This is a genomic window from Paenibacillus sp. GCM10028914 (genome assembly GCF_042666275.1).
Lineage (GTDB): Bacteria > Bacillota > Bacilli > Paenibacillales > Paenibacillaceae > Paenibacillus_AQ.
In genome coordinates this window covers 233006-255177 of sequence record NZ_JBHTFO010000004.1, presented here as the reverse complement: position 1 = coordinate 255177, position 22172 = coordinate 233006, and the positions used below count along the sequence as shown (strand labels likewise).

The 22172-nt window shown below is 44.6% G+C and carries 20 protein-coding genes; 8 read left to right on the top strand and 12 right to left on the bottom strand.

The features are described from left to right. Positions 1-54 precede the first annotated feature (54 nt). From ACFQV5_RS03820 to ACFQV5_RS03810, 3 genes are all read right to left on the bottom strand, one after another. Complete coding sequence (locus ACFQV5_RS03820; RefSeq protein WP_379243827.1) at positions 55-678, bottom strand: XTP/dITP diphosphatase; 624 nt, start codon at positions 676-678, stop codon at positions 55-57. Positions 679-681: 3 nt separating this feature from the next. Then, positions 682-1440 (bottom strand): ribonuclease PH, encoded by a 759-nt coding sequence (gene rph, locus ACFQV5_RS03815; RefSeq protein ID WP_379243825.1) that lies wholly within the window; start codon positions 1438-1440, stop codon positions 682-684. Between the two features lie 94 nt (positions 1441-1534). Further along, the gene (locus ACFQV5_RS03810) at positions 1535-2587 is read right to left on the bottom strand and encodes a GerMN domain-containing protein (protein WP_379243823.1); all 1053 of its coding nucleotides are present in this window, start codon (positions 2585-2587) and stop codon (positions 1535-1537) included. 164 nt (positions 2588-2751) lie between these two features. Between ACFQV5_RS03810 and ACFQV5_RS03805 the strand changes: the two genes are divergently transcribed. Next, positions 2752-3309, top strand: a complete 558-nt coding sequence (locus ACFQV5_RS03805) for a phosphatidylglycerophosphatase A family protein (protein WP_379243821.1) — start codon at positions 2752-2754, stop codon at positions 3307-3309. 356 nt (positions 3310-3665) lie between these two features. Here ACFQV5_RS03805 and ACFQV5_RS03800 read toward each other — a convergent pair whose 3' ends face one another. The 7 genes from ACFQV5_RS03800 to ACFQV5_RS03770 all read right to left on the bottom strand — a co-directional run bounded on the left by ACFQV5_RS03800 (position 3666) and on the right by ACFQV5_RS03770 (position 13856). Continuing rightward, positions 3666-4724, bottom strand: a complete 1059-nt coding sequence (locus ACFQV5_RS03800) for a LacI family DNA-binding transcriptional regulator (RefSeq protein WP_379243818.1) — start codon at positions 4722-4724, stop codon at positions 3666-3668. Positions 4725-4898: 174 nt separating this feature from the next. After that, positions 4899-7340, bottom strand: a complete 2442-nt coding sequence (locus ACFQV5_RS03795; RefSeq protein ID WP_379243816.1) for a glycogen/starch/alpha-glucan phosphorylase — start codon at positions 7338-7340, stop codon at positions 4899-4901. A gap of 26 nt (positions 7341-7366) precedes the next feature. Continuing rightward, complete coding sequence (glgD, locus tag ACFQV5_RS03790; RefSeq protein WP_379243814.1) at positions 7367-8470, bottom strand: glucose-1-phosphate adenylyltransferase subunit GlgD; 1104 nt, start codon at positions 8468-8470, stop codon at positions 7367-7369. A gap of 19 nt (positions 8471-8489) precedes the next feature. Continuing rightward, a complete protein-coding gene (locus ACFQV5_RS03785; protein ID WP_379243812.1) occupies positions 8490-9665 on the bottom strand; it encodes a glucose-1-phosphate adenylyltransferase in 1176 nt (391 codons plus the stop codon). Between the two features lie 350 nt (positions 9666-10015). Next, entirely contained in the window at positions 10016-11032 is a 1017-nt protein-coding gene (locus ACFQV5_RS03780) for an MBL fold metallo-hydrolase (protein WP_379243962.1), read from the bottom strand. 2 nt (positions 11033-11034) lie between these two features. Then, entirely contained in the window at positions 11035-11781 is a 747-nt protein-coding gene (locus ACFQV5_RS03775) for a class I SAM-dependent methyltransferase (protein ID WP_379243810.1), read from the bottom strand. Positions 11782-12131: 350 nt separating this feature from the next. Then, a complete protein-coding gene (locus ACFQV5_RS03770) occupies positions 12132-13856 on the bottom strand; it encodes a proline--tRNA ligase (RefSeq protein ID WP_379243807.1) in 1725 nt (574 codons plus the stop codon). Between the two features lie 474 nt (positions 13857-14330). Here ACFQV5_RS03770 and ACFQV5_RS03765 point away from each other — a divergent pair, with 474 nt between their 5' ends. The 4 genes from ACFQV5_RS03765 to ACFQV5_RS03750 all read left to right on the top strand — a co-directional run bounded on the left by ACFQV5_RS03765 (position 14331) and on the right by ACFQV5_RS03750 (position 17612). Further along, positions 14331-14582, top strand: coding sequence for a FeoA family protein (locus ACFQV5_RS03765; RefSeq protein WP_379243805.1), 252 nt, complete (start codon positions 14331-14333; stop codon positions 14580-14582). Continuing rightward, positions 14579-15328, top strand: coding sequence for a FeoB small GTPase domain-containing protein (locus tag ACFQV5_RS03760; protein ID WP_379243803.1), 750 nt, complete (start codon positions 14579-14581; stop codon positions 15326-15328). Before ACFQV5_RS03765 ends, ACFQV5_RS03760 begins: the two co-directional genes overlap by 4 nt. Then, positions 15318-16664, top strand: a complete 1347-nt coding sequence (locus ACFQV5_RS03755; RefSeq protein WP_379243960.1) for a nucleoside recognition domain-containing protein — start codon at positions 15318-15320, stop codon at positions 16662-16664. Before ACFQV5_RS03760 ends, ACFQV5_RS03755 begins: the two co-directional genes overlap by 11 nt. Positions 16665-17363: 699 nt before the next feature. Then, positions 17364-17612: a hypothetical protein gene (locus ACFQV5_RS03750; protein ID WP_379243801.1), complete on the top strand. Its 249-nt coding sequence runs from the start codon at positions 17364-17366 to the stop codon at positions 17610-17612. Between the two features lie 319 nt (positions 17613-17931). Here the strand turns inward: ACFQV5_RS03750 and ACFQV5_RS03745 are convergent, their stop codons facing one another. After that, positions 17932-18405: a hypothetical protein gene (locus ACFQV5_RS03745; RefSeq protein ID WP_379243799.1), complete on the bottom strand. Its 474-nt coding sequence runs from the start codon at positions 18403-18405 to the stop codon at positions 17932-17934. Between the two features lie 432 nt (positions 18406-18837). Continuing rightward, positions 18838-19062, bottom strand: a complete 225-nt coding sequence (locus tag ACFQV5_RS03740) for a helix-turn-helix domain-containing protein (protein WP_379243797.1) — start codon at positions 19060-19062, stop codon at positions 18838-18840. Positions 19063-19340: 278 nt separating this feature from the next. Here ACFQV5_RS03740 and ACFQV5_RS03735 point away from each other — a divergent pair, with 278 nt between their 5' ends. The 3 genes from ACFQV5_RS03735 to nagA are packed head-to-tail and all read left to right on the top strand — an operon-like array spanning position 19341 to position 22132. Then, positions 19341-20216, top strand: a complete 876-nt coding sequence (locus ACFQV5_RS03735) for a MurR/RpiR family transcriptional regulator (RefSeq protein WP_379243795.1) — start codon at positions 19341-19343, stop codon at positions 20214-20216. A 3-nt stretch (positions 20217-20219) separates the two neighbouring features. Continuing rightward, positions 20220-20948 (top strand): glucosamine-6-phosphate deaminase, encoded by a 729-nt coding sequence (gene nagB / locus ACFQV5_RS03730; protein WP_379243793.1) that lies wholly within the window; start codon positions 20220-20222, stop codon positions 20946-20948. Continuing rightward, positions 20945-22132, top strand: coding sequence for an N-acetylglucosamine-6-phosphate deacetylase (nagA, locus tag ACFQV5_RS03725; RefSeq protein ID WP_379243791.1), 1188 nt, complete (start codon positions 20945-20947; stop codon positions 22130-22132). The genes nagB and nagA overlap by 4 nt, the downstream gene beginning before the upstream one ends. Positions 22133-22172: the final 40 nt, after the last annotated feature.

Genomic DNA, 22172 nt, shown 5'->3' with positions numbered 1-22172 from the left:
ATGTACGGAATGCGGGCTTCAACCCGATCCGTTGGATTCATTTCGTTGATATTACTATTGCTGAAGTTTCTCTGCAAGTTGACGAAGTGCATGACCACGGTGACTGATCGCCTGTTTCTCATCCATAGTCAGATCCGCCATAGTCTTCTCTAAATGTGGAAGATAAAAGAGCGGATCATAACCAAAGCCTTTATTTCCAGAAGGCTGTGAAGTTATCCATCCATCAACCGTCCCTCTGGCTTCAATATGTTGCCCCGTTACCGGGTCATACAACACCAATACACAAACGAACTGCGCTGGACTCAGAAGCGGCTGCTCTGTATCTTCACCAAGCCGCTGCTTCTCAAGCTCAGCCAGAAGCTTCAGATTATTATCCTGGTCCGCACCATGCTCACCGGCATACCGGGCAGAATATACGCCAGGCTGTCCATTTAATGCCTCTACACATAGACCAGAATCGTCAGCAAGAACAGGTAAGCCGATTGCGTCTCCAATGGTCTTTGCTTTTTTAAACGCATTCTCGAAAAAGGTCTCACCGTCTTCAATCACATCCGGGAGATCCGGATAATCAAACATACTTACTACCTTTTTGCCAAATGGCTCAAAGGCATGAGAGAATTCCATCACTTTTCCTTTATTACGTGTTGCAACGATGATGATATCTTTTTCCAGCTTCATGAACTACACTCCACTTCTCGTGCTGACTGTGCCGATTTTGGCTGCAATCGGACCAAGAGCCTCTTGCTGACGGAGTATCAGCTCACGGATTCCTTGTTCACCGAGTTCCAGAATCTGATCCAGTTCTTCGCGCGAAAACGGACTGTCTTCACCAGTACCCTGAACTTCAACAAATTTACCGCTGCCCGTCATCACTAAGTTCATATCCACTTTAGCCTTGGAATCTTCTTCATAGTTTAAGTCGAGAAGTACCTGCCCACCAGCTACTCCCACACTTGTAGATGCCAAATAATCGGTAATCGGAAATACAGCCAGCTTATGCTGTTCTGCAATTTTATTTACTGCAATGGCCATTGCCACAAATGCACCAGTGATTGAGGTTGTTCGGGTCCCGCCGTCCGCTTGAATGACATCACAATCGAGCGTGATCGTACGTTCACCCAACGCATGCAGATTCACAACAGACCTAAGCGCTCTACCAATCAGCCGTTGAATTTCCATCGTCCGGCCGCTGAGTTTTCCTCGGTTCGCTTCCCGCTGATTACGGGATTGTGTTGCCCGCGGCAGCATGGAATACTCCGCTGTTACCCAGCCCTTTCCTTGTCCTTTCAGAAATGGGGGAACTTTCTCGTCCACAGTAGCTGTAATCAGCACCTTGGTTTCTCCCATTTCGATGTACACGGAGCCTTCCGCATATTTATTCACATGGGTCGATAAATTCATCGGGCGAAGCTCATCGCTCTTACGTCCGTTAGATCTCATGTTTTCTGCCTCCTACTTCTTATCGCGTCCTAATTAGCAACCCCTATTCTACCAAAGTACAGGCATAAAAGCACTCTTTCAGCTCGCCCGACTCTTATATAGGAATCTCATTAATATGCTCTGGCCTGCTGACAGGTTCACTGTAATTCTGCCCGTCATCTCCCTTAACTTCCGTAAGATCATTCATGTGTATCTTTACCTTGACGTTATCCGAATTTTCAGCAACCGTAAGTACAACAGCTTGCAGCATTTCAGAAGGAATCTCATCCCCTTGCTCAAACATACTTTCATTTAAAGAAACTGTAAGCGATCCGTCTTCATTCTTATCAACCGAAGCAACCGACGTTTCACTTGTCATGACCTGTTCAAGTCCGTCTCCATGCTGCGGACCGCGAATGAGCTCATTCAGTGCTGCCTTAACCGAATCCTGACCCGAAGCGACAAGACGTGTTACCGGCACATAGTACTGAATACCAGATGGAGATAAACCTGAGAAATAAACCGTTACAGATGAAGACTGTGAATACTGTGTATCATCCGCTTTTTGGAGATTGATCCCCATGGTCCGTGCTAGCGGACGATCTAGAGGCGTTTGGTTAACAGGCATTTCGTTCAACAACGCGCCTTCCATCCACAACTGCACTTTGTCTATCCCCTCGTATCCCGTTAACGTCCAAGTCAGAGCCTCCAAAATTTTGCGTTCATCCTGAGCTTTATATTCGCCAAAGGATTTGTTGAACTCCACCACAGCAAGTTTATTTTCTTTATCGACCGTTAGCTTAACCTGTGTTCCCGCAGGAAGCACGCCTCTAAATCCTGCAGGAATATACCCGGAATAAGATCCGCCCTCAACCAATGCTTCCAATGCACCGTAAATAGGGTCTTTTCCTTCTACTTTGGGTATACCAAGAGTAACAGGAGCGAGCATTCCATTCTGATCAGCTAGATATACGGTTGTCTGTACACCTAGCTGTCCTTGTAACGAAATGCCTGTGGCGGTATTCAGCATTTGAGACTCCACTTGGGCTGGCGGCGGATCAATGGACTCCGATTCTTTACCGCCAAATGGGCCGCAGCCGGACAGCATGATCGGAACAGCAAGAAGTCCGGCTGCTGAGAGCCCTCGAATATAACGTTTACTTGGCATGTATTGTTCCTCCCTACATTTTGTACAGGTTGTACTCTTATGTATACGAGCCCTTTTCCAAAACATGCCCCTTCATTTTCCGGTTTCTGGACAAAGAGGGCGGCAAAAAAGTACAATCTTGATGTATGGACCCATTACTACCACTAATTAGACGAGGTGAGATTATGGCCGACGCAAAAATACCTTACAGCCTTAACAGCAAAAAGGTCGCAGAAGCGACTAAAAGTCTGCTTCACGAACGAGGAGTTACCATTCCAGAGATTGCAGAATTGGTCATGGTGCTCCAGAAGAAATATTATCCGAACCTGACCATGGAAGAGTGTATTGAAAATGCCGAGGCAGTACTCAGCAAACGGGAAGTTCAAAACGCCGTGCTGACAGGCATTCAGTTAGATATATTGGCGGAAGAAGGAAAGCTCCTCTCTCCTCTTCAGGACATGTTAGCCAATGACGAAGGATTATACGGCGTAGATGAAATCCTTGCCTTCTCCATCGTCAACGTTTATGGAAGCATCGGTTTTACGAATTATGGATATATCGATAAACTTAAGCCGGGGATCCTAGAGCGGTTGAATGACAAATCGAGTGGAAATATCCATACTTTCCTGGATGACATTGTAGGAGCTGTCGCAGCAGCGGCGAGCAGCAGAATAGCTCACCGCAAACAAGCAGAGCGTGAAATTGAAGTGACCGGAACAACAGTGGAGGAAAATAACCTCTGAGAAATTAAAAAGGAGCTGTCCCATAAGTAGATTTTTTCTACTAAGGGACAGCTCCTTATTCTATTTCCACAGCAAATTTTGGATGGAAAGCCCGGCGAGGTGAGAAAGATAATTTTCCGGGATATATTCTTGGCGGTTTCTTTGTGTTCTTAAATGTGTCAGCACGAAGCAGTGGAGGGGACAAAGCGTTTCCGTACAAGCGGCAGCGGTCGCCTAAAAGCTTTCCAAAGGAAAGCTCACTTCGGAAGCAGATGCCTTTGTGCTCTAATTTCACCATTAACAAAACTTGTTCAAGAAATTAGAGCACAAGAGCGATGGGAGGAATGATTTGTACCCGTAGCGTCTCTCAACCTCATTCACATTTTTCCCTTGTAGGCGGAGACGGACTCACGATGAATGATCGAAGCTGGTATATAAACGGTCTCTTTCGGAAAATCAGAATGCTTTATACTGTGAAGCATAAGTTGTACCGCTCTCCTACCAATGATCTCTTTTTCTACATTTACAGTAGTCAAGCCAGGGGTCGTATGATACGCGTCTTCGATATTATCAAAACCAGTCACCGAGATATCGCCAGGAACTTCAAGCTTCAAATCCGACAACGCTCTCATGGCACTAATAGCAATTGAATCATTTGCACATACAAGTGCTGTAGGCAGCTCACTATTATTGCAGCACTCCTGCAAAATCATCCTAATCTCTTCAGTAAACTCTGCCCGGTCGTCCCCTTTCAAATGACAAAGCGGATCTTGTCGATCAACAGGCAGGCCATGTTCTTCCATCGCATCTTTATAACCTGTCCATCTGCTCATGAAGCTCTGCGAATAATTCACGTTACCCACAAACCGAATCTTTCGATGATTCAATGACAGCAGATGTTGACTCAGTTGGTATACACATTCTTTATTGTTAGAAAACAACCGAATGGCCTCAATAAGTGGATTTCCAGAGTCGACCAGCACAATCGGAACTCGCAGCCTGCTGATCTCTTCAATAACTTGAGACGAAACTTCTCCTACCCCAATAAAGCCTTGAATTGTATCCCGGTTTACAATGGACAAAAAACTGTCTGCCGTCTGATCTGTAACAACGACTCCCTTCAAGTCAAGCGACTCGAGTTCTTGGGTAATCCCGTCAACAATCCGACCCCAGTAGAGTGAGTCCTTAAATTGATAACTGATATTCGGAAGCAGAACTACGATCGTCTGAACAAGACCTGTTGCTCCGTCAGATTCGTCTTCACCAACCTTTACTACACGAGGATTGAACCGGTATCCCATCTTAATCGCTGCTTGCCGAACTCTTTCCCTCGTAGCCGCGTTTACCCCTTCTTTACCCGATAACGATTTGGAGACGACATATTTAGAAACACCTACCGCATCAGCGATATGTTGCATCGTAACTTTATGGCTCATAATTTTCTTCATCCGTTCATTAGCTAATTGTTATTTAAAAGTTATTATAACACTTTCCTACTCTTTTTATAATATCCACATTAGGGGGTAAAGCAAAGATTCACAGCTAGCTTGAAATCAGAACATACAAAAAACCGGCAGCCCTGAAGGGCTACCGATGAACCAATCTTATTCCTAAACATAAAGGGTGGGATGAACTGGCCTTATATCCCAAATGTCTGCCGCATAACGATTAATGGTGCAATCACTGGAGAAATACCCAGCATGAGCGATATTCACAATGGATTTCGATGCCCAATTCTGCGGGTTCATATAAGCCTGATCAATAGCTGCATGCGCTTCTGCGTAGCTTCCAAAATCCCGAAGCACAAAAAATTCGTCATTATGCTCCAAAATAGACTGATAGATCAAATTTAGCTCCCGTTCGTTGCTGCAAAACGGTCCGGGGGACACCAATTGATCCATCACACGTTTAATTCGCGGATCTTGCTCGTATACTTCTCTTGCCACATATCCTCCGCTTCTGTAATAATCAAGTACCTCTTCGGATCTTAATCCGAAAAGGAACATGTTATCATCCCCTAACATCTCATACATCTCTACATTCGCTCCGTCAAGCGTTCCGATCGTAAGCGCTCCGTTCAGCATAAATTTCATGTTTCCGGTACCTGAAGCTTCCTTACTGGCCGTGGAAATCTGCTCACTCACATCGGCAGCCGGAATAATCTTCTCTGCTAAAGAGACCGAATAGTTCTCAAGAAACAGCACTTTCAACTTGCTGCTTACCTGGGGATCTTTGTTCACTACGTCTGCGACCACATTAATCAGTTTTATGATGCTCTTCGCCAGATAGTAACCAGGCGCCGCTTTTGCACCAAATATGAACGTCCGTGGTACTCGGTCAGCTGATGGGTTATCCTTGATCTCATTGTATAAGTGCATTACATGCAAAATGTTCATCAACTGTCGCTTGTATCCATGTAGTCGTTTCACCTGAACATCGAAAATCGAATCTGGATCCACCCTTACCCCTTGTTTCTGTTCAATATAGGCGGCAAGACGCAGCTTGTTAGCACGTTTAATACTCATGATTTTATCACGAAGTGCCGAATCATCTTTGAATGACTCCAGCCTAAGCAGTTGATGCGGGCGTTTAATCCATATGGTTCCAATCGTCTCACTAATTACATTGCTAAGCTCGGGATTGGCATGCATCAACCAGCGGCGATGGGTAATACCATTCGTCTTATTATTAAAACGTTCAGGAAAAAGATCATAAAATGGCTTCATCACATTGGTCTTCAGCAACTCAGTATGCAATGCAGCGACACCGTTTACACTGTAGCTGCCGACGATCGCCAGATGAGCCATCTTCACCTGATCACTCTCGATGATAGCCACTTGAGAAACGAGGCCCTGCTGACCTGGAAAGCGTTCGAGCAGCATTCCACAAAAACGTTTATTGATCTCTTCGATGATCATGTACACTCTTGGCAACAGCTCACGAACCATTTTGCTAGGCCACTTCTCCAATGCCTCGCTGAGCAGCGTATGGTTGGTATAAGATACTGTCCGTGTTGTTAGATCCCACGCTTCATCCCACCCAAATCCTTTATCATCAATCAATAATCTCATCAGCTCAGGGATGACGAGGGTTGGATGTGTATCATTAATATGGACAGCTACCTTCTCCGGCAACTCGCTATAAGGAAGTTCTAATTTATCGAACGTTCGAAGTACACTTTGCAGTCCCGCCGAACATAAGAAATACTGTTGTTTCAGGCGAAGAAGCTTACCTTCATATCCGGAGTCATCCGGGTACAGAAATTCAGAGATCGATTCTACCGAACGATTATACTCTAAAAATTTATAATAGCTGTTCTGACCTTGAAGCCTCATCTGAGACGGATCATTCGCCGACTCCGCACTCCACAGACGAAGGGTATTCACATGAGGATCACCATATCCGATCACTGGAACGTCATAGGGTACAGCCCAAACTTTTTCGTAATTGACCGTGTTAAACTGAGTTCGGCCATTTTCTTCCCCAACTTCAATCTGACCCCAAAAACGAACCTCAACCTTTTTATCTGCCCGGCGTTCCTCCCAAACATTGCTCTTCTGAAGCCAATCATCCGGCAGCTCTACCTGATGGCCATCGATGATCTTTTGCTCGAACAGACCGTATTTATAACGGATTCCACAACCATGTCCTGCATAACCTAGAGAAGCCAAGGAGTCTAGGAAACATGCAGCAAGCCGTCCTAACCCGCCGTTACCAAGACCGGCATCTGGCTCCTGCTCCTCAATCTCCTCCAGATTCCACCCTAACTCCTGCAAGCCACCACGAACAGTTTCGAGCATGCCCAAGTTCAATAAATTGTTTCCCAGCAATCGGCCGATCAGAAACTCCATCGAGAAGTAATAAACCTGTTTCTCCTGTTGTTCCATGTACGATTGATTCGTTTCTGCCCATTCCCGCCCGATAAACTCACGAATGAGGGTACCTAGAATTTTGTAAATATCACCTGCCGTAGCTTCTTCTATCGTTTTCCCTAAACGACTAACCAACTGTTCTTTAAACGTAGATTTGAAAATTTCCTTGTTGTTAAACACAAGATGTCCTCCTGACACAATAAGTTTTAGATCGCCGTATCTTTAGCAACTACAAAAGGCTTTCTCACATCACCCTGAAGCTTGCGGCCTTTAGATATGATGACGTCTTTGTCCAGAATTACATTCTCTAACACAACATCTTCTTCAATAACGCATTTTTGCATAATAATCGAATTATGAATCCTTGCGCCTTCTTTCACCTGCACTCCACGGAACAATATGCTGTTCTCCACAGAACCGCCAATCTGACATCCATTCGCTACTAACGAATTGTTCACATCTGCTGATTCAAGGTACTTCGCTGGAACCTCATATTTAATCTTTGTGTGCACCTGCTGTTCTTTAAATAAAGAATTGTATTTTTCCGGATTAAGCAAATCCAGACTGTTTCGATAGTAGCTCTCAAGTGAATTGATTACTGAATGATATCCCCTGTACTCATAACCTGCGATTGTAAGGTTTCCTCGGTTTTTCTGAATCGCATCTCGAAAAAAATGACTCTCTCCATGCGCAATGCACTGGTTAACCATCTGGAGAAAACGCGCTTTCTCCATAATGAACATTTCCATATAAATGTTAGTATGCCCTCGATCATGATGGATATCGGTCACACGTCCACTGTCATCCACATCGAGCCGAGTGCATGGGTGATGTTCTGGCTGAAGCTGATCCACCTTCGTATAAATGAGGGTAACATCGGCACCCTGTTCTAAGTGGTATTCATACGCCTTTCCAAAATCAACGCTGCTTAGATGTTGACTCCCGGAATATACGATGTATTTAGCCGATCCTCGCTCAAAAAAATCCAGATTATTATGAATATGCTGAAGTTCTCCAGTCGAAACATCCGACGGATCGTTCCAGTCCGGAGGTAGGATGAACAACCCTCCTCTTTTACGATCCAAGTCCCATGGTCGTCCCTCACCGAGGTGATCCATCAATGATCGATATTTACGCCGAACGAATAGAGCAATATCCAGCACCCCGGCGTGCATCATATTAGACATCACAAAGTCAATAAGTCGATACCTTCCGGCAAAAGGAACCGCCGCTCCGCACCTAAAATATGTCAGTTCATTCAATACATCAAGCTCATGATCTAAATTTATAACTCCCATAAGTTGCTGCATGACACACCGTCCTCTTTTATTAGGTAATAGGGGTTGGAGCTGATATATTGTATTTTGGTGCAGTATCAAAGCCGTTTGTGATCAATAATATTTCGCTGTCATCTACCTCTTCTTCGCCAATGACCGCACCGTCTTCAATGACCATATTCTCGGTAATAATGGCACGGTGAATGCGTACATTACGACCGATCTTTACTTGCGGCATAATAACAGAATCTTTCACCACACTGCCCTCTCCTACTTCCACACCGTAAAAAAGAACCGAATGATTAACCTCACCATAAACGGAGCAGCCCTCATTGATCATGCAATTTTGCACCTTCGCACCAGGTGCTATGTATTCAGCAGGTTGATTGGGATTTCGGGTATAAATCCGCCAGGATGGATCATTCAAATCCAGTTTTGGATGCTCCGCTAAAAGGTCCATATTCGCTTCCCATAGACTGTTAATCGTACCGACATCCTTCCAATAACCTTGAAAAGGATAAGCGTACAATGTCTTTTCCTCACCCAGCATAAGAGGAATGATATCTTTACCGAAGTCGTGGCTTGAATCTGGATTCTCGACATTTTGAAGCAAGTATTTTTTAAGCGTATCCCATTTGAACAGGTATACCCCCATGGAAGCTAAGGTACTCTTCGGCTCTGCAGGCTTCTCCTCAAATTCATAGATACGCAGATCATCATCTGTGTTGAGAATTCCGAAACGCGTTGCCTCCTCCCGGGTCACATTGATAACCGAAATCGTACAATCCGCATTTTTATCCTTGTGGTAACTTAGCATCTGATCGTAATCCATTTTATAAATATGATCACCTGACAATATCAGCACATGTTCCGGATCATACTGTTCTATAAACATTAGATTTCGATAAATAGCATCTGCTGTTCCTCGATACCAGCTCGTTCCATCTTCGCGCTCATATGGCGGCAGCACATATACGCCTCCACTTCGCCGGTCCATATCCCAGTCACTCCCAACACCTATATATGAATGAAGCACGAGCGGCTCATATTGAGTTAACACGCCAACTGTATCAATTCCTGAATTTGAGCAGTTGCTAAGCGGAAAATCAATGATTCGGTATGTACCTCCAAAATAAACCGCAGGCTTCGCGAGTGTCTTCGTTAGTTCCTTAAGGCGTTTTCCTTGACCTCCAGCAAGCAGCATGGCCACCACTTCTTTTCTCTTCATGGCGTAATCTCCTTTACTCCTATTAAGGATATTTGTGGATAAACCTGAGAGCAGGATAAATAGAACAAGGTTAATCTGCTGATAGAACACGGATGGATTTCCATAAACATACAAATGATGGTCTTACGTTTAAATTAAACATGAAACTTACTTAGTAATCCTAAATGGAAAAAAGAGGAAGTATATATCATGGTGAGGAAGGGCGTATAACGATGATGAGTGGGTGTTCCTGCTTCACAAGCCCGGCCATTTCAAGACGAGGCTTGTGGAACAAGAATATGTGAGTAGAAGAGTTTTCATTCATTTCTAAAAAGAAGCTTCTGTGAACAACAGAATGTCAGAAGTTATATCTACGCGGGTTTAAAGCAAAACATTCCCGCTTCCGTCTCGCTTAGCTCTGCGCGGTTCTGACGGACTAGCTCGGCGAGATGAGCCAGCGCTTCGCACATGGCGAAGCGCATTTGGTGAATGCCGAGTTTGTCGCCGAAGAGGGCTACGCAGACCTCGAAGCCGGTAAGGCAACCGGCTGCGGACAGCATGCCGGCGATATTCGTTAAGCGCTCCTCATGATGGAGGAGGAGCGCTTCAATCCGTTCACGGAAATGCGTGAACGGGTGTCGGTGTCCGGGATACGCAGTCCGGACATTTAGTTCTTGGAGGCGGCGAAGCCCCTCAAGGAACAGGTGCAGCGGCTCGGCGTCGCTGTCGGGAACGAGACTAATATTAGGCGAAATCTGTGGCAGAACGGCATCGCCGCATAGGATTACACCGCTATCCGGATGATAAAAGGATATATGCCCCGGAGCATGGCCAGCGGTCTGAACTGGAACCCAGAGTCGTCCGCCCATGCTGATATGCGTTTCTTCATTTATGTACGTAACTTTAGGCTGGGGAGAAACTTGTTGTATGAAGCTGTCCAGATGCTCCGGAATCTGACTGAGCCAGAACTCCGGCATTCCATGAGCAGCAAAAAATGCAGGCAGTTGTTTATTCATCCCAGCATCGTGGGGTTTCTCTCCCCACATCAACTGGGCTTCCTGATGAGCACGCTCCGACATCCATACTTTTGCCCCGCTCTGCTCCTGAAACCATCCTGCTATTCCATAATGGTCAGGGTGGTGATGCGTTAAAACTACGGAAGTTATATCCTCCACGTTCAACTGAAGTGCTGCTAGAGCTTGTGCCCATTCCTGCTCAGAGGACATCGTTCGAGGTCCTGGGTCGATCAGGGTAATCCCCTGTTCATCTTGCAATATATAGCTATTTACCCACCGAAGCGGTGAATCAAGTGTAATTTTGACTTGTATAAGCTGATCCTCATTTAAGTGTGAAATTGCCGGCATATGCCCGATCGTCTCCTGTCCCATCATTAATGCTCCCTAGGACGCCGACCGACAAATATCATCCGCGGTGATACTTCCGGTTCATATCGATCCTCATCATAGCTTCCGTGAACTTGATCAATACAGAGGCCAGCTTCTTCTACCATCAACTTAAATGCATCTAGGGTATAGAGCTTCACACGTTCATGATAATGTCGCGTCTCTCCCCCATATAAACTGGTGATCGTTATTTCTTTTTTAACATAGCCATTCTCGATCTCTCGTCTTTCTTTGATTCGCTGTCCTTCGGATTCCCGGGAAGATTCCGGTACCAGGTTCTGCTGTACATAGTCAGGATTCAGAAAATCTATAATAAATCGTCCATTCGGCTTCAACACTCGATAAATCTCCTGCAGCACTTTGATATGTTCCTCATCCTTCGTGAAATAACCAAACGAAGTAAACAGATTCAGTACAGCATCATACTCGCGGTCTTTCACTGGCAAGCGGCGCATATCGGATAGAATCCAAGAAACCGCCTTATCCTGATCTAATTCTTTAGCCTCATCAAGCAGCACATCTGACAAATCAACCCCGGTTACATGGTAACCCTCTTCAGACAAAGCGAGAGAATGTCGGCCCATACCACAGCACAGATCAAGAACTTTTGCATTTCTGGGCAGATGAAGCCATGATGCCATCTTTTGTACTTCATGGACAGCTCCCTGAACATCCCTATGTTTATAAACGAGCAAATAATCCTCTCCGAAACTTTTCTCATACCATTCCGTCATCTGTCTGATCCTCCTGCCTGTCCAATTTATTCTCAATTGGTATATGTTTGAAATTATCGATTACAGCTAATTGTAACGACTTTATTGCATTTCGCAAGGCAAACGACATTAGTTTCTACCTATCGAGGATAACCTTACCAGACTGCTCCACGATCCGATATACAACGATCAAATCCTACATATTTCAAACGGATAACATATAACCTTGTTCCACCGAATTAACCAGGGCAAGACGATCTCAAACGCGAAAGTCGTGAATAGTTTTGCTTTCAGAATTAATTACTATGTAAAAAAAGCACCGGTAAGGCTTACGCCTAAAAACCGATGCTTGTACCGTTTTACAGTTATGCTTACATTACCTGACTTGCAGCAGCCGAAATGCGATCCATTGCCTCTGCTGCGGTTAAGGTCAGTTTAAGGCTGTCTGGACCCATGAACTCCACCTCACCAACAGATGCTCCTCTCCCAACGATAATCCGTAGTGGTGCGCCTACAAGATCAGCATCTTTAAACTTCACCCCTGCTCGTTCATCCCGATCATCCATCAGTACCTCTAAACGCATACTTGTTAGCTTACGGTACAATTCTTCAGCTAACCCCATTTGAACGTCGTCCTTTACGGAAACGGGAATGATATGCACCTGAAAAGGAGCAACAGACATTGGCCAAACTAACCGTTCGCCAGAAATGCTCTGCTCTGCGATCGCCGCCATAACGCGGGATACTCCGATGCCGTAACAGCCCATAATAACCGGTTTCTCTCTCCCATCAGCATCCACATACGTTGCTCCGAGAGTATCGCTATACTTGGTTCCAAGCTTAAATACATGTCCGAGTTCGATACCGCGATGAAATAGCAGTGGCTCACCACAGCGAGGACAGCAATCCCCTTCAACAGCATTACGAAAATCCCCAGTGAACTGTAGCGAAAAGTCGATACCAGGACGCACATGCAAAAGATGGGTATCTGCTTCATTTCCGCCCGTTATCCCCTCGGTCATGAAGGCTACTTCATTATCCACCAGCAGCTGCAGTGAGAGTCCAACCGGCCCGGCAAAGCCGACCGGAGCTCCAGTTGAAAGCTGCACCTCCCCGGCGTCTGCCAATACAGCAGTCTCTGCTTGCATATAAGACTTCACTTTAATTTCATTTACATCGCGATCTCCGCGTACCAATACAGCAATCAGCTTATCATCTACCTTGTACAAAAGCGTTTTAATCAGTTTAGTAGCATCAACTTGCAAAAACTCTTCCAGTTCCGGAATACTCTTCACATTAGGCGTATCGATTTTTTCAATCTCTGACAATTCTGCACCAGCAGGTATGCCCACATCCGAGTTATCCCCATTAATCGACACCGCCTGCGCCTGCTCCAGATTTGCTGCATACTGACATGAACTGCACGATACAATAGTGTCTTCTCCGATATCAGCCAAGGCCATAAATTCATGTGTCTCTCCTTGCCCACCGATCGCACCTGCGTCTGCTTCAACCGCCCGGAATCTTAAACCGAACCGTTTAAAGATGGATTCATATGCACTGTACATTTTGCGGTAGGACACATCCAACCCTTCCCAATCGGCGTCAAAGGAATAGGCATCCTTCATTAAAAACTCACGTCCACGAAGAAGTCCAAATCGTGGACGTCTTTCATCTCGATACTTCGTCTGAATCTGATATAGATTAACAGGCAATTTACGGTATGATGAAATCTCTTGCCGCACAATTGAAGTAATCACTTCTTCGTGTGTAGGTCCGAGAACAAATTCCCGATCATGCCGATCATGAAGACGAATAAGTTCAGGTCCGTATACTTCATATCTACCGGATTCCTTCCATAGCTCAGCTGGCTGAATCGCCGGCATGTGAAGCTCCTGTGCACCGGCTGCATTCATTTCATCACGAATGATGCCTTCGATTTTACGAAGAACCTTCCAGCCAAGCGGCAAAAAGGTATATATACCTGAAGCCGTCTGACGGATATAACCTCCTCGTAGCAGTTGTTGATGACTAAGCACCTCAGCTTCAGATGGAACTTCACGCAGTGTTGACATAAATAAATGACTTTGTCTCATTCTTTTCATCCTCCTTGTACTTGTGCGAGAAAATAAAAAAAGCACATTCGTCATAAGGGACGAATGTGCTCGTGGTACCACCCTGTTTCAATCTTTCACTGCCTTGTGTGCAGGAAAGATTCTCAAAGAGGCGGTAACGGGCCGTACCGGCCCCGCTACATTAGTAGCGGAGCAACTACAAGGTAGGAAGAACGCAGTCGTACATAGAAGCCTTCCAGCCAAGGGACTTCCTCTCTGTTATGACGTATCTGCGAACTTATATCCTTGATCTTTGTTGATCACGAAATTCATTTTTCAATACGTTACAACCGGAAGATCGAAATGTCAACCTGCCACCTGCTAAATAGATTAATTTTAGTGAAAAAGTTAGCTCAGTGGTTGACATAATTTCATAAGGAGCATATTATAACCATAAAGTTGCTTTAGGGAAACATTATGAGCTCGGACCAATTTATTAGGAAGAGGTTAAACTTTATGGGCGAGACAAAGATTGTTCAAAATTTACATCAGGCTGCTCTTGGAGAGCACTTCCTGGTGAAAAAAGTGGCGATCCAGGGTGAATTGAAACGTCGTTTACTGGATCTTGGCTTCGTTCAGGATTCTGTAGTTGAAGTGCTCAAGGCGAGCCCGCTCGGTGATCCCATCTCATATAGAGTCGCAGGTACAGTAATTGCACTAAGGAAAGAAGAAAGCCAGTTAATATACGGAGAGGTGATATCATCATGAGGTCATTTACAATCGCTCTCGCGGGAAATCCGAACACTGGAAAAAGCACGCTTTTCAACGCATTGACAGGACTTAAGCAACATACGGGCAACTGGTCCGGTAAAACGGTAAGTCTCGCAAGCGGATTTTATGAATATAAGGATGCTAGTTTTAAATTCGTAGACCTGCCTGGAACGTACTCCTTATTCTCCAACTCCGCAGATGAGGAGGTTGCACGTGATTTCATCGTGTTTGAAAAGCCAGATGTGACACTGCTTGTTCTGGACTCTACAGCACTGGAAAGAAGCCTTAATCTTGCTCTGCAAGTGTTAGAGATGACAGATCGGGTCATCGTTTGTTTGAATCTGATGGATGAAGCGAAGAAAAAAGGAATTAAGATCCATACCGGCAAGCTCTCGAAAAAGCTCGGTGTTCCTGTCATTCCTATCTCTGCCAGAAATAACGAGGGTTTGGATGTTCTCTCGGATCAATTGCTGCGCATGTGCTTGGGTGAAATCACAACGACTCCATATCGTATGAAATATAACGAGCAACTGGAAGAGAATATTGCTAATCTCGAATCAGAAATCGTAAGTATTGTAGGTGACGAATATCCTGCCCGCTGGCTTGCGATCCGATTCCTAGACGGTGATAAGAAACTGATTGCTACGCTTCAAGACAAAATCTCCTCTCGAGCAAAAGGAGGTGTAGGCATTGAACCCACAGCTAAAGCGTTTAGAAGCTCTAACAGCCACCATACCGGATGATCAAATTGATGGCGTTCGGGAGAGGATCGTTGGAGATCTATTCAAAAAATCCAGAGAACTCTGTAATGAAGCTGTTACCGTAACTGACAAAGACCGCCTGTATCGTTCAGAGCGTCTGGACAACATTTTCACCTCGAAAATATGGGGATTCCCTATTATGCTTGGGCTCCTCGGTATCTTGTTCTACCTGACTATCGCAGGTGCTAACGTACCTTCCTCCATGCTTGCCAGCTTTTTTGGATGGATAGAAGGGTACTTAACACTTGGATTTGAAGCTATAAATGCCCCTGCTTGGCTCCATGGTGTACTTATTCTGGGGCTGTTCAGAGGCACAGCCTGGGTGATAAGTGTCATGCTGCCCCCCATGGCGATCTTCTTTCCCGCGTTTGCCCTCCTTGAAAACTACGGGTATTTGCCGAGGGTTGCGTTTAACTTAGATCGTCTATTTAAGAAAACCGGTGCTCACGGGAAACAGTCCTTGACCATGGCAATGGGTTTTGGCTGTAACGCAGCAGCCATCATGTCTACAAGAATTATTGAATCCCCAAGAGAACGGATGCTAGCAATCCTGACGAACAACTTCGTACCTTGCAACGGACGCTGGCCGACACTGATTCTGCTAGCCTCCCTGTTCATGGCCGCAGGTTTCACTGGCGGTGCGCAGACACTCGTTACTGCTTCCGTAGTTATCGGTATGGTTCTGATCGGTGTTGTTGTAACACTAAGCGTTTCATGGGTGCTATCCAAGACAGCATTAAAGGGTGTGCCTTCGCATTACACATTGGAGCTTCCGCCTTACCGCAAACCTAAAATTTTGAACACGATTCTGCGATCGACACTGGACAAAACAGTGTATGTTCTTCGCAGAGCTGTCATCGTAGCTGCGCCAGCAGGCGTATTAACCTGGATCTTGGCAAATATCTATATTGGGGACACTAGTATCTTGCTGCATTTTGTCGGTTTCCTTGATCCATTTGCACAGGCTCTCGGACTCGATGGATTCATCCTGATGGCTTTCATTATCGGTCTTCCTGCCAACGAGATTGTACTTCCGATTCTGCTTATGGGTTATCTGGCAACAGGATCTTTAACTGAGGTCGAGGATATGTTTGCTCTGAAACAAATTTTTCTGGATCAAGGCTGGACGTGGCTGACGGCACTGAACATGATGCTGTTCTCGCTTCTGCACTATCCATGTGGAACAACGCTTGTTAATATCTACAAGGAAACCAAGAGCAAGAAATGGACCTTTCTATCCTTTGCCATTCCGACTGCTATTGCCATTGGTGTAACCTTCATAGTGGCTCAGGTCGTTCGGGCTTTGGGCTGGGTATAACAGTCTGGGTTTATCAAAAAAAGCAACCAGGTTATCCGTTTAGGGATATCTGGTTGCTTTTTCTATACAGGATAAAGTTCTTCGTGCTTTTCAATCTCCTCAGCGCATTCTTTACATAATCCTCTGACCATTCCTGCATCATTAGCATAGAACGTAAGAGGATGCCTCTTTTTGCACCTGCTGCATACCTGGCCTGCGCCTTTCTCTGTCCCTCTCCTCTTATGTAATGAGATCACATTGCTCTTCTGCTTCTTTTTAGAAAACCATAAGAATAATAAAATTATCGATATCCGCAAGTCTGATCCCATCCCTTCATTTTAATTGAAATATCTTTAGGAAATTTGTTATGCACCAATTGATATTGTATAATTCAGGAAATTGGATCGAGGTGATATTATGAGCAAATTTACACGTTTGGATAAAATCATCATTTCAATTCTCTTGGGGACAGCAGTGCTGTTTATCGTTTCTTTCTTTGTCCTTCGATATATCTTTATGAATCATTCGTTTGCTCCCTAAATCCTGAAAACTCTTCTCAACCATGATATTATATACTTAAATGAATCCCAAGCAGGTGATTATTCATGCTTCATATTATAATTCCGTTTACCATCATGCTCTGCCCGTAGAAGAGAGTTTATGATACCCTTGGTTTCTCCTGCGGGCTGAGCCTTTTGCCCAAGGGAGCGTGATGAGTAAATGAAGCCTTATCAGAAAAACCGTAATCAAGCGTATGTCAGACATCAGAGGAAGCGGGTCATTCAGCGTAAGAAACGCCTTGCCAAACAATGGGGATGGGTTGTTAAATACGATGGTGTATACGCCAAAGGAAAAATCCATTGTTCGTGCTTGATGTGCTGCGAAAAGTCGAAAATTCATGGATATCCAAAATCAGTATTGATCCGATTGGAAAGCTTGCAAGAACAGCTTCTCGATTTTGATCATTAAATAAGTACCTTCACTCAACAGGGTAGTCCCAAAAGGTCAATTGATCTGGGACTACCTTTGTCTTTCTTTTAAATGATACGTGGACGAATCCTACCGAGCAATGATTATACGCCTTTTGACTACATTATGGGGCAAACGACTGCGACGATAAGGATAAAAATATATTATATCCGCGCCGATCTACATTCCCTCCTTAACCCCATATTAAATACCACACACAAAAAAGCCTTCTGTCCCCGCGTCCGCGGTGGAAGAAGGCTTTCGTCGTGCAGTATTCAATTTTCACTCAATAAAAGAAATCTTTTCAATATGTATAAAGTTAAATTTTAGTCCAATTATTTGAACCACCATTGTGATGATTCCAGCTATATTTCCAATAACCATGCTTTCCATTACTATTTTTCACCCCTATATGATATGTACTTGATAATGCACCAACAGTTCCAGTGGCACCAACAGTCCATGTAGCTCTACCAACGGCATATCCTGTTCCATCAAGGTATTTTTCAGAAGACTGTGGAGTAATCCACAAAGCAGGGTTGTAATTTTTGTGACCTATAACTACATCATTTGCTGAGGTAGCTTTAGTACCATTATGAGTGTAATAAAGTTCAACGGTTAGAGTTGTTGTGTCAATACCAAACACAGCGATTTTTCTTGTTTTTGTAACCATAGCAGATGATGCTGCAAATGTAGAAAAACTAGGTGGTGATGATACTTCCTCATCGAGAGATAATTTTACCGGAACATCGAAATTTTTCTCGTCCCAGATAAATTCATTAGACCCCGTCAAATACTTGATATACCTTGCTACGAACTAATCCCAAATAAATAAATCAGCGTTAGAACGCACAATATTAACAAGATTACAAGCAATGTTTTATTCATAATATAGCCTCCTTAAAACAACTTCTCACAACTCACAAAAGGTATCTAATTCTTCTTTGATTCTATTGTCCTTGATAGAGAAAGTATTGTTATTATATTTGATAGAATTTAACAATCAAAGTGGTTAATACTGGGTTTGAAAGTAATCTTGTTATTATTCAAGCGAAGACTGATTCAGGAATGATTTCGTTTAATTCGGATGGATCAATACTTCTGGCAAGCATAGCTTTCTGCCATAATTGGTATGAACGACTATCCCACGCACAAAAAAGCCTTCTGTCCCCGCACCCGCGGTGGAAGAAGGCTTTCGTCGTGCAGTATTCAATTGTAAGGACGGTCAGATCTGTAGTTCTCCCAATTTGATCAATTCTACAACGGCTTGCGAACGGCCCTTGACGTTCAACTTTTGCATGACGTTGGAGATGTGGTTTCGAACCGTTTTTTCGCTAATGAACAACTGCCCGGCGATATCGCGAGTGGTTTTATCCTGAACCAGCAATTCAAACACTTCGCGCTCACGGTGGGTTAGCAAAAACTTGCTGTTATGGTCATTCCCCTTCAATGGTGTCACCCCTCCTTGCCCGGGTATGTGTGGTCTAACAAGGTTAAGGGATACAGTCAACTCATAGTATGTCAGGAAAGGGGTTTAGGTGCGGAGTGTCTGAAAGATTGGGCAAAATAATGGATAAGTGGTTTTTATCCTTGATTCCTCTAATACCTTCCACTATGATGAGGATATAAAAATAATTTTCTTTTTTAGTGGAATAATAACAAAATAATTTTCAATACAGGTTCTTCCATGTTTAGTTGTTCGATTCCACTATTTAAAGGAGGTCTGTGATGGCACCTATCTTGCATATTATCGCCGTGGAGAAGGATCGCCTGCCCCGGCAGGAGCGGCGGCTAGCCGAGTTTATTCTGGACAGCCCTTCAGAAATCGTTCATATGGGCATCAAAGAACTAGCAGACCAATGCGATGTGAGTGCCGCAACCGTAACACGATTTTGCAAACATTTCGATTGTAAAGGGTATCCAGATTTCAAGGTCAAATTGGCTGCTGAAATGGCTCATGCCGAAATGACATCGCGATCTGGAAACACAAGGTACCAGGATATCGTTGCCGGAAATCCTCTGGCAGACATTGTACACGCGATTGAAGCGAATCATTTAACTTCCATTCGGGATACAACATCCCTGCTGGATCTAGGTCAGCTTGAACGTGCTGTCGATGTATTGTGCCGAGCTAAAAGGATTGACCTGTATGGCATTGCCACATCGTCTATCGTGGCTCAAGACTTTTACCAGAAGCTGATTCGAATCGGTAAGAACTGTACCGCATTCGGTGATTCACATATGCAGATCACCTCAGCTTCCACCCTGACATCAAATGATGCCGCTATCGCGATATCTTACTCTGGTGAAACGCCAGAAACGATTGATGCTTTATCCTGTGCCAAGAACGCAGGCGCATTTACAATCAGCATTACTTCTTATCGAAGCAGCGCTCTGGCATCCTTATCTAATATTGCGCTGTACTCTTCTTCCCTCGAAGAAGGTATGCGGCGTGGGGATATGGCCTCACGTATCGCCCAGCTTCATATCATTGATATCTTATTCATGGGTATGGCCAGCCGGGACTTTTCCACGTATGTTCCACGTCTGGAGCAATCCTATCTGAATGTGCAAAATTACCGTAAAAGCCGAGGAGGTCAATAATCAATGAACATTTATACTTTTGAAAATGAAGAGGGCTTCGTACTAACTGCAGCCAATCAAATCTCAAGCCTGCTCAATGTAAATCCTTACGCAAAATTAGGTCTAGCTACTGGAAGTACCCCTGTCGGACTATATGCCAAACTGATTGAAATGCACCAACAAGGACTCGTTAGCTTTGCTGGTGTAACCACCTATAATCTGGATGAGTATGTAGGACTTCCAGAAAATCATGCAGAAAGCTATCGTACATTCATGAATGAGAAGTTGTTCAACCATGTTGATATCAACAAGGATAAAACTCATGTACCAAACGGCAATGCTGCAGATTTGGAAGAAGAATGCCGTTCATATGACCTGATGATGGAACAGAACGGTCCAATCGATCTTCAATTGCTAGGTATCGGCCATAACGGACATATCGGTTTCAACGAGCCTGGAGAGAGCCTTATCAGTGGCACGCATGTTGCTCCATTGCAAGATAAGACACGTGAGGCTAATGCCCGCTTCTTCCCATCCATCGACGACGTTCCTACACATGCTGTTACAATGGGTGTAGGCTCGATTATGAAGGCTCGCCAGATCATGCTACTCATTCGCGGCGAAGACAAGGCTGAAATTGCACACCGTGCATTGACAGGACCTATTACTACAGAATGTCCAGCATCCTTACTACAATGTCATCCAAACGTTATTGTGTTGCTGGATCAAGGCGCAGGGAAGTATTTCAAATGAGCAGATCTACAGAGAAGCAATTGACACTGTTGTACGGAAAAGTTCTGACACCAGAAGGCATACAAGAGAATGGTGTTTTGGCTATGGAAGGCGAGCATATCGTCTTTGCAGGTGAGGCTTCAGCTCTTCCTTCCGATCTGAATCAGACGAATGCAGACATCATCCGCGAACCTAATGGTTATATTATTCCAGGTTTTATAGATATTCATGTTCACGGCGGCAATGGTGAAGACTTTATGGATTCAAACAAAGATGTGCTGGATACAATCACATCCTACCATTGCTCGCAGGGTACAACAGCAATGCTGGCTACAACGATGACGGCACCGAAGGCAGCAATCGATACTGTCCTCAAAGAAGTGAACGATTATCGCCAGCAAGAAATGCCCTATACTCGCTTGGAAGGTGTTCATCTAGAAGGTCCATTTATTAGTCCAAAATGGCCTGGCGCACAAAATCCGGAGCATATCGTTCATGCCAATGTTGAATGGCTGGAAGAGTGGGAAGCTGCTTATCCAGGACTTGTTAAACAATGCACACTAGCACCTGAACGCGAAGGGGCTCTGGAGGCCATCACATGGCTTAGGAACCACGATATCGTAGCAGCACTCGGACATACGGATGCTACATACGATGAAGTCTTAAAGGCGATCGAAGCAGGTCTATGTCACGGTGTTCATACCTTTAACGCCATGACCGGTTTGCATCACCGAAAACCTGGTACGGTTGGTGCCATGCTCAGTGATGACCGCCTCAGTGCTGAAATTATCGCTGATGGTATTCATGTTCATCCTGCCGGTGTACGTATTTTGGCTCGAATGAAGCAGGATTATAACTTGATCCTTATCACAGATGCAATGTCTGCAACTGGGATGAAGGATGGAGAGTATACACTTGGTGATCTTCCAGTTGTTGTTGAAAATGGTATCGCAACACTGAAAAGCAATCGTGACAGCCTTGCAGGCAGTACCCTGACCATGATTAGAGGCTTCCAATTCTTAATTAATGAAATTGGTTTGGATATTGAAAGAGCGTCTCAAATCGCAAGCCGTAACCCTGCGAAACGAATCGGTATCGATCATCGCACCGGTTCTTTGAAAGCTGGTTATCAAGCTGACGTTCTTCTACTAAACACTGATCTTGATATTAACGGTGTATGGGTACAAGGTAGTCGTAAGCACTAAAGCAATCGCAATATGTATTAGTAAAGCTCTTGCCAATTAG

Excerpts from the sequence above, each read along its gene's own strand:
- ACFQV5_RS03735 (WP_379243795.1), top strand. The coding sequence starts at position 19,341 with ATGGCACCTATCTTGCATATTATCGCCGTGGAGAAGGATCGCCTGCCC.
- ACFQV5_RS03770 (WP_379243807.1), bottom strand. The coding sequence starts at position 13,856 with ATGAGACAAAGTCATTTATTTATGTCAACACTGCGTGAAGTTCCATCT.
- ACFQV5_RS03820 (WP_379243827.1), bottom strand. The coding sequence starts at position 678 with ATGAAGCTGGAAAAAGATATCATCATCGTTGCAACACGTAATAAAGGA.
- ACFQV5_RS03780 (WP_379243962.1), bottom strand. The coding sequence starts at position 11,032 with ATGGGACAGGAGACGATCGGGCATATGCCGGCAATTTCACACTTAAAT.
- ACFQV5_RS03800 (WP_379243818.1), bottom strand. The coding sequence starts at position 4,724 with ATGAGCCATAAAGTTACGATGCAACATATCGCTGATGCGGTAGGTGTT.
- ACFQV5_RS03805 (WP_379243821.1), top strand. The coding sequence starts at position 2,752 with ATGGCCGACGCAAAAATACCTTACAGCCTTAACAGCAAAAAGGTCGCA.
- glgD (WP_379243814.1), bottom strand. The coding sequence starts at position 8,470 with ATGCAGCAACTTATGGGAGTTATAAATTTAGATCATGAGCTTGATGTA.
- ACFQV5_RS03750 (WP_379243801.1), top strand. The coding sequence starts at position 17,364 with ATGAAGCCTTATCAGAAAAACCGTAATCAAGCGTATGTCAGACATCAG.
- ACFQV5_RS03785 (WP_379243812.1), bottom strand. The coding sequence starts at position 9,665 with ATGAAGAGAAAAGAAGTGGTGGCCATGCTGCTTGCTGGAGGTCAAGGA.
- ACFQV5_RS03810 (WP_379243823.1), bottom strand. The coding sequence starts at position 2,587 with ATGCCAAGTAAACGTTATATTCGAGGGCTCTCAGCAGCCGGACTTCTT.
- ACFQV5_RS03765 (WP_379243805.1), top strand. The coding sequence starts at position 14,331 with ATGGGCGAGACAAAGATTGTTCAAAATTTACATCAGGCTGCTCTTGGA.
- rph (WP_379243825.1), bottom strand. The coding sequence starts at position 1,440 with ATGAGATCTAACGGACGTAAGAGCGATGAGCTTCGCCCGATGAATTTA.
- ACFQV5_RS03775 (WP_379243810.1), bottom strand. The coding sequence starts at position 11,781 with ATGACGGAATGGTATGAGAAAAGTTTCGGAGAGGATTATTTGCTCGTT.
- nagB (WP_379243793.1), top strand. The coding sequence starts at position 20,220 with ATGAACATTTATACTTTTGAAAATGAAGAGGGCTTCGTACTAACTGCA.
- nagA (WP_379243791.1), top strand. The coding sequence starts at position 20,945 with ATGAGCAGATCTACAGAGAAGCAATTGACACTGTTGTACGGAAAAGTT.
- ACFQV5_RS03760 (WP_379243803.1), top strand. The coding sequence starts at position 14,579 with ATGAGGTCATTTACAATCGCTCTCGCGGGAAATCCGAACACTGGAAAA.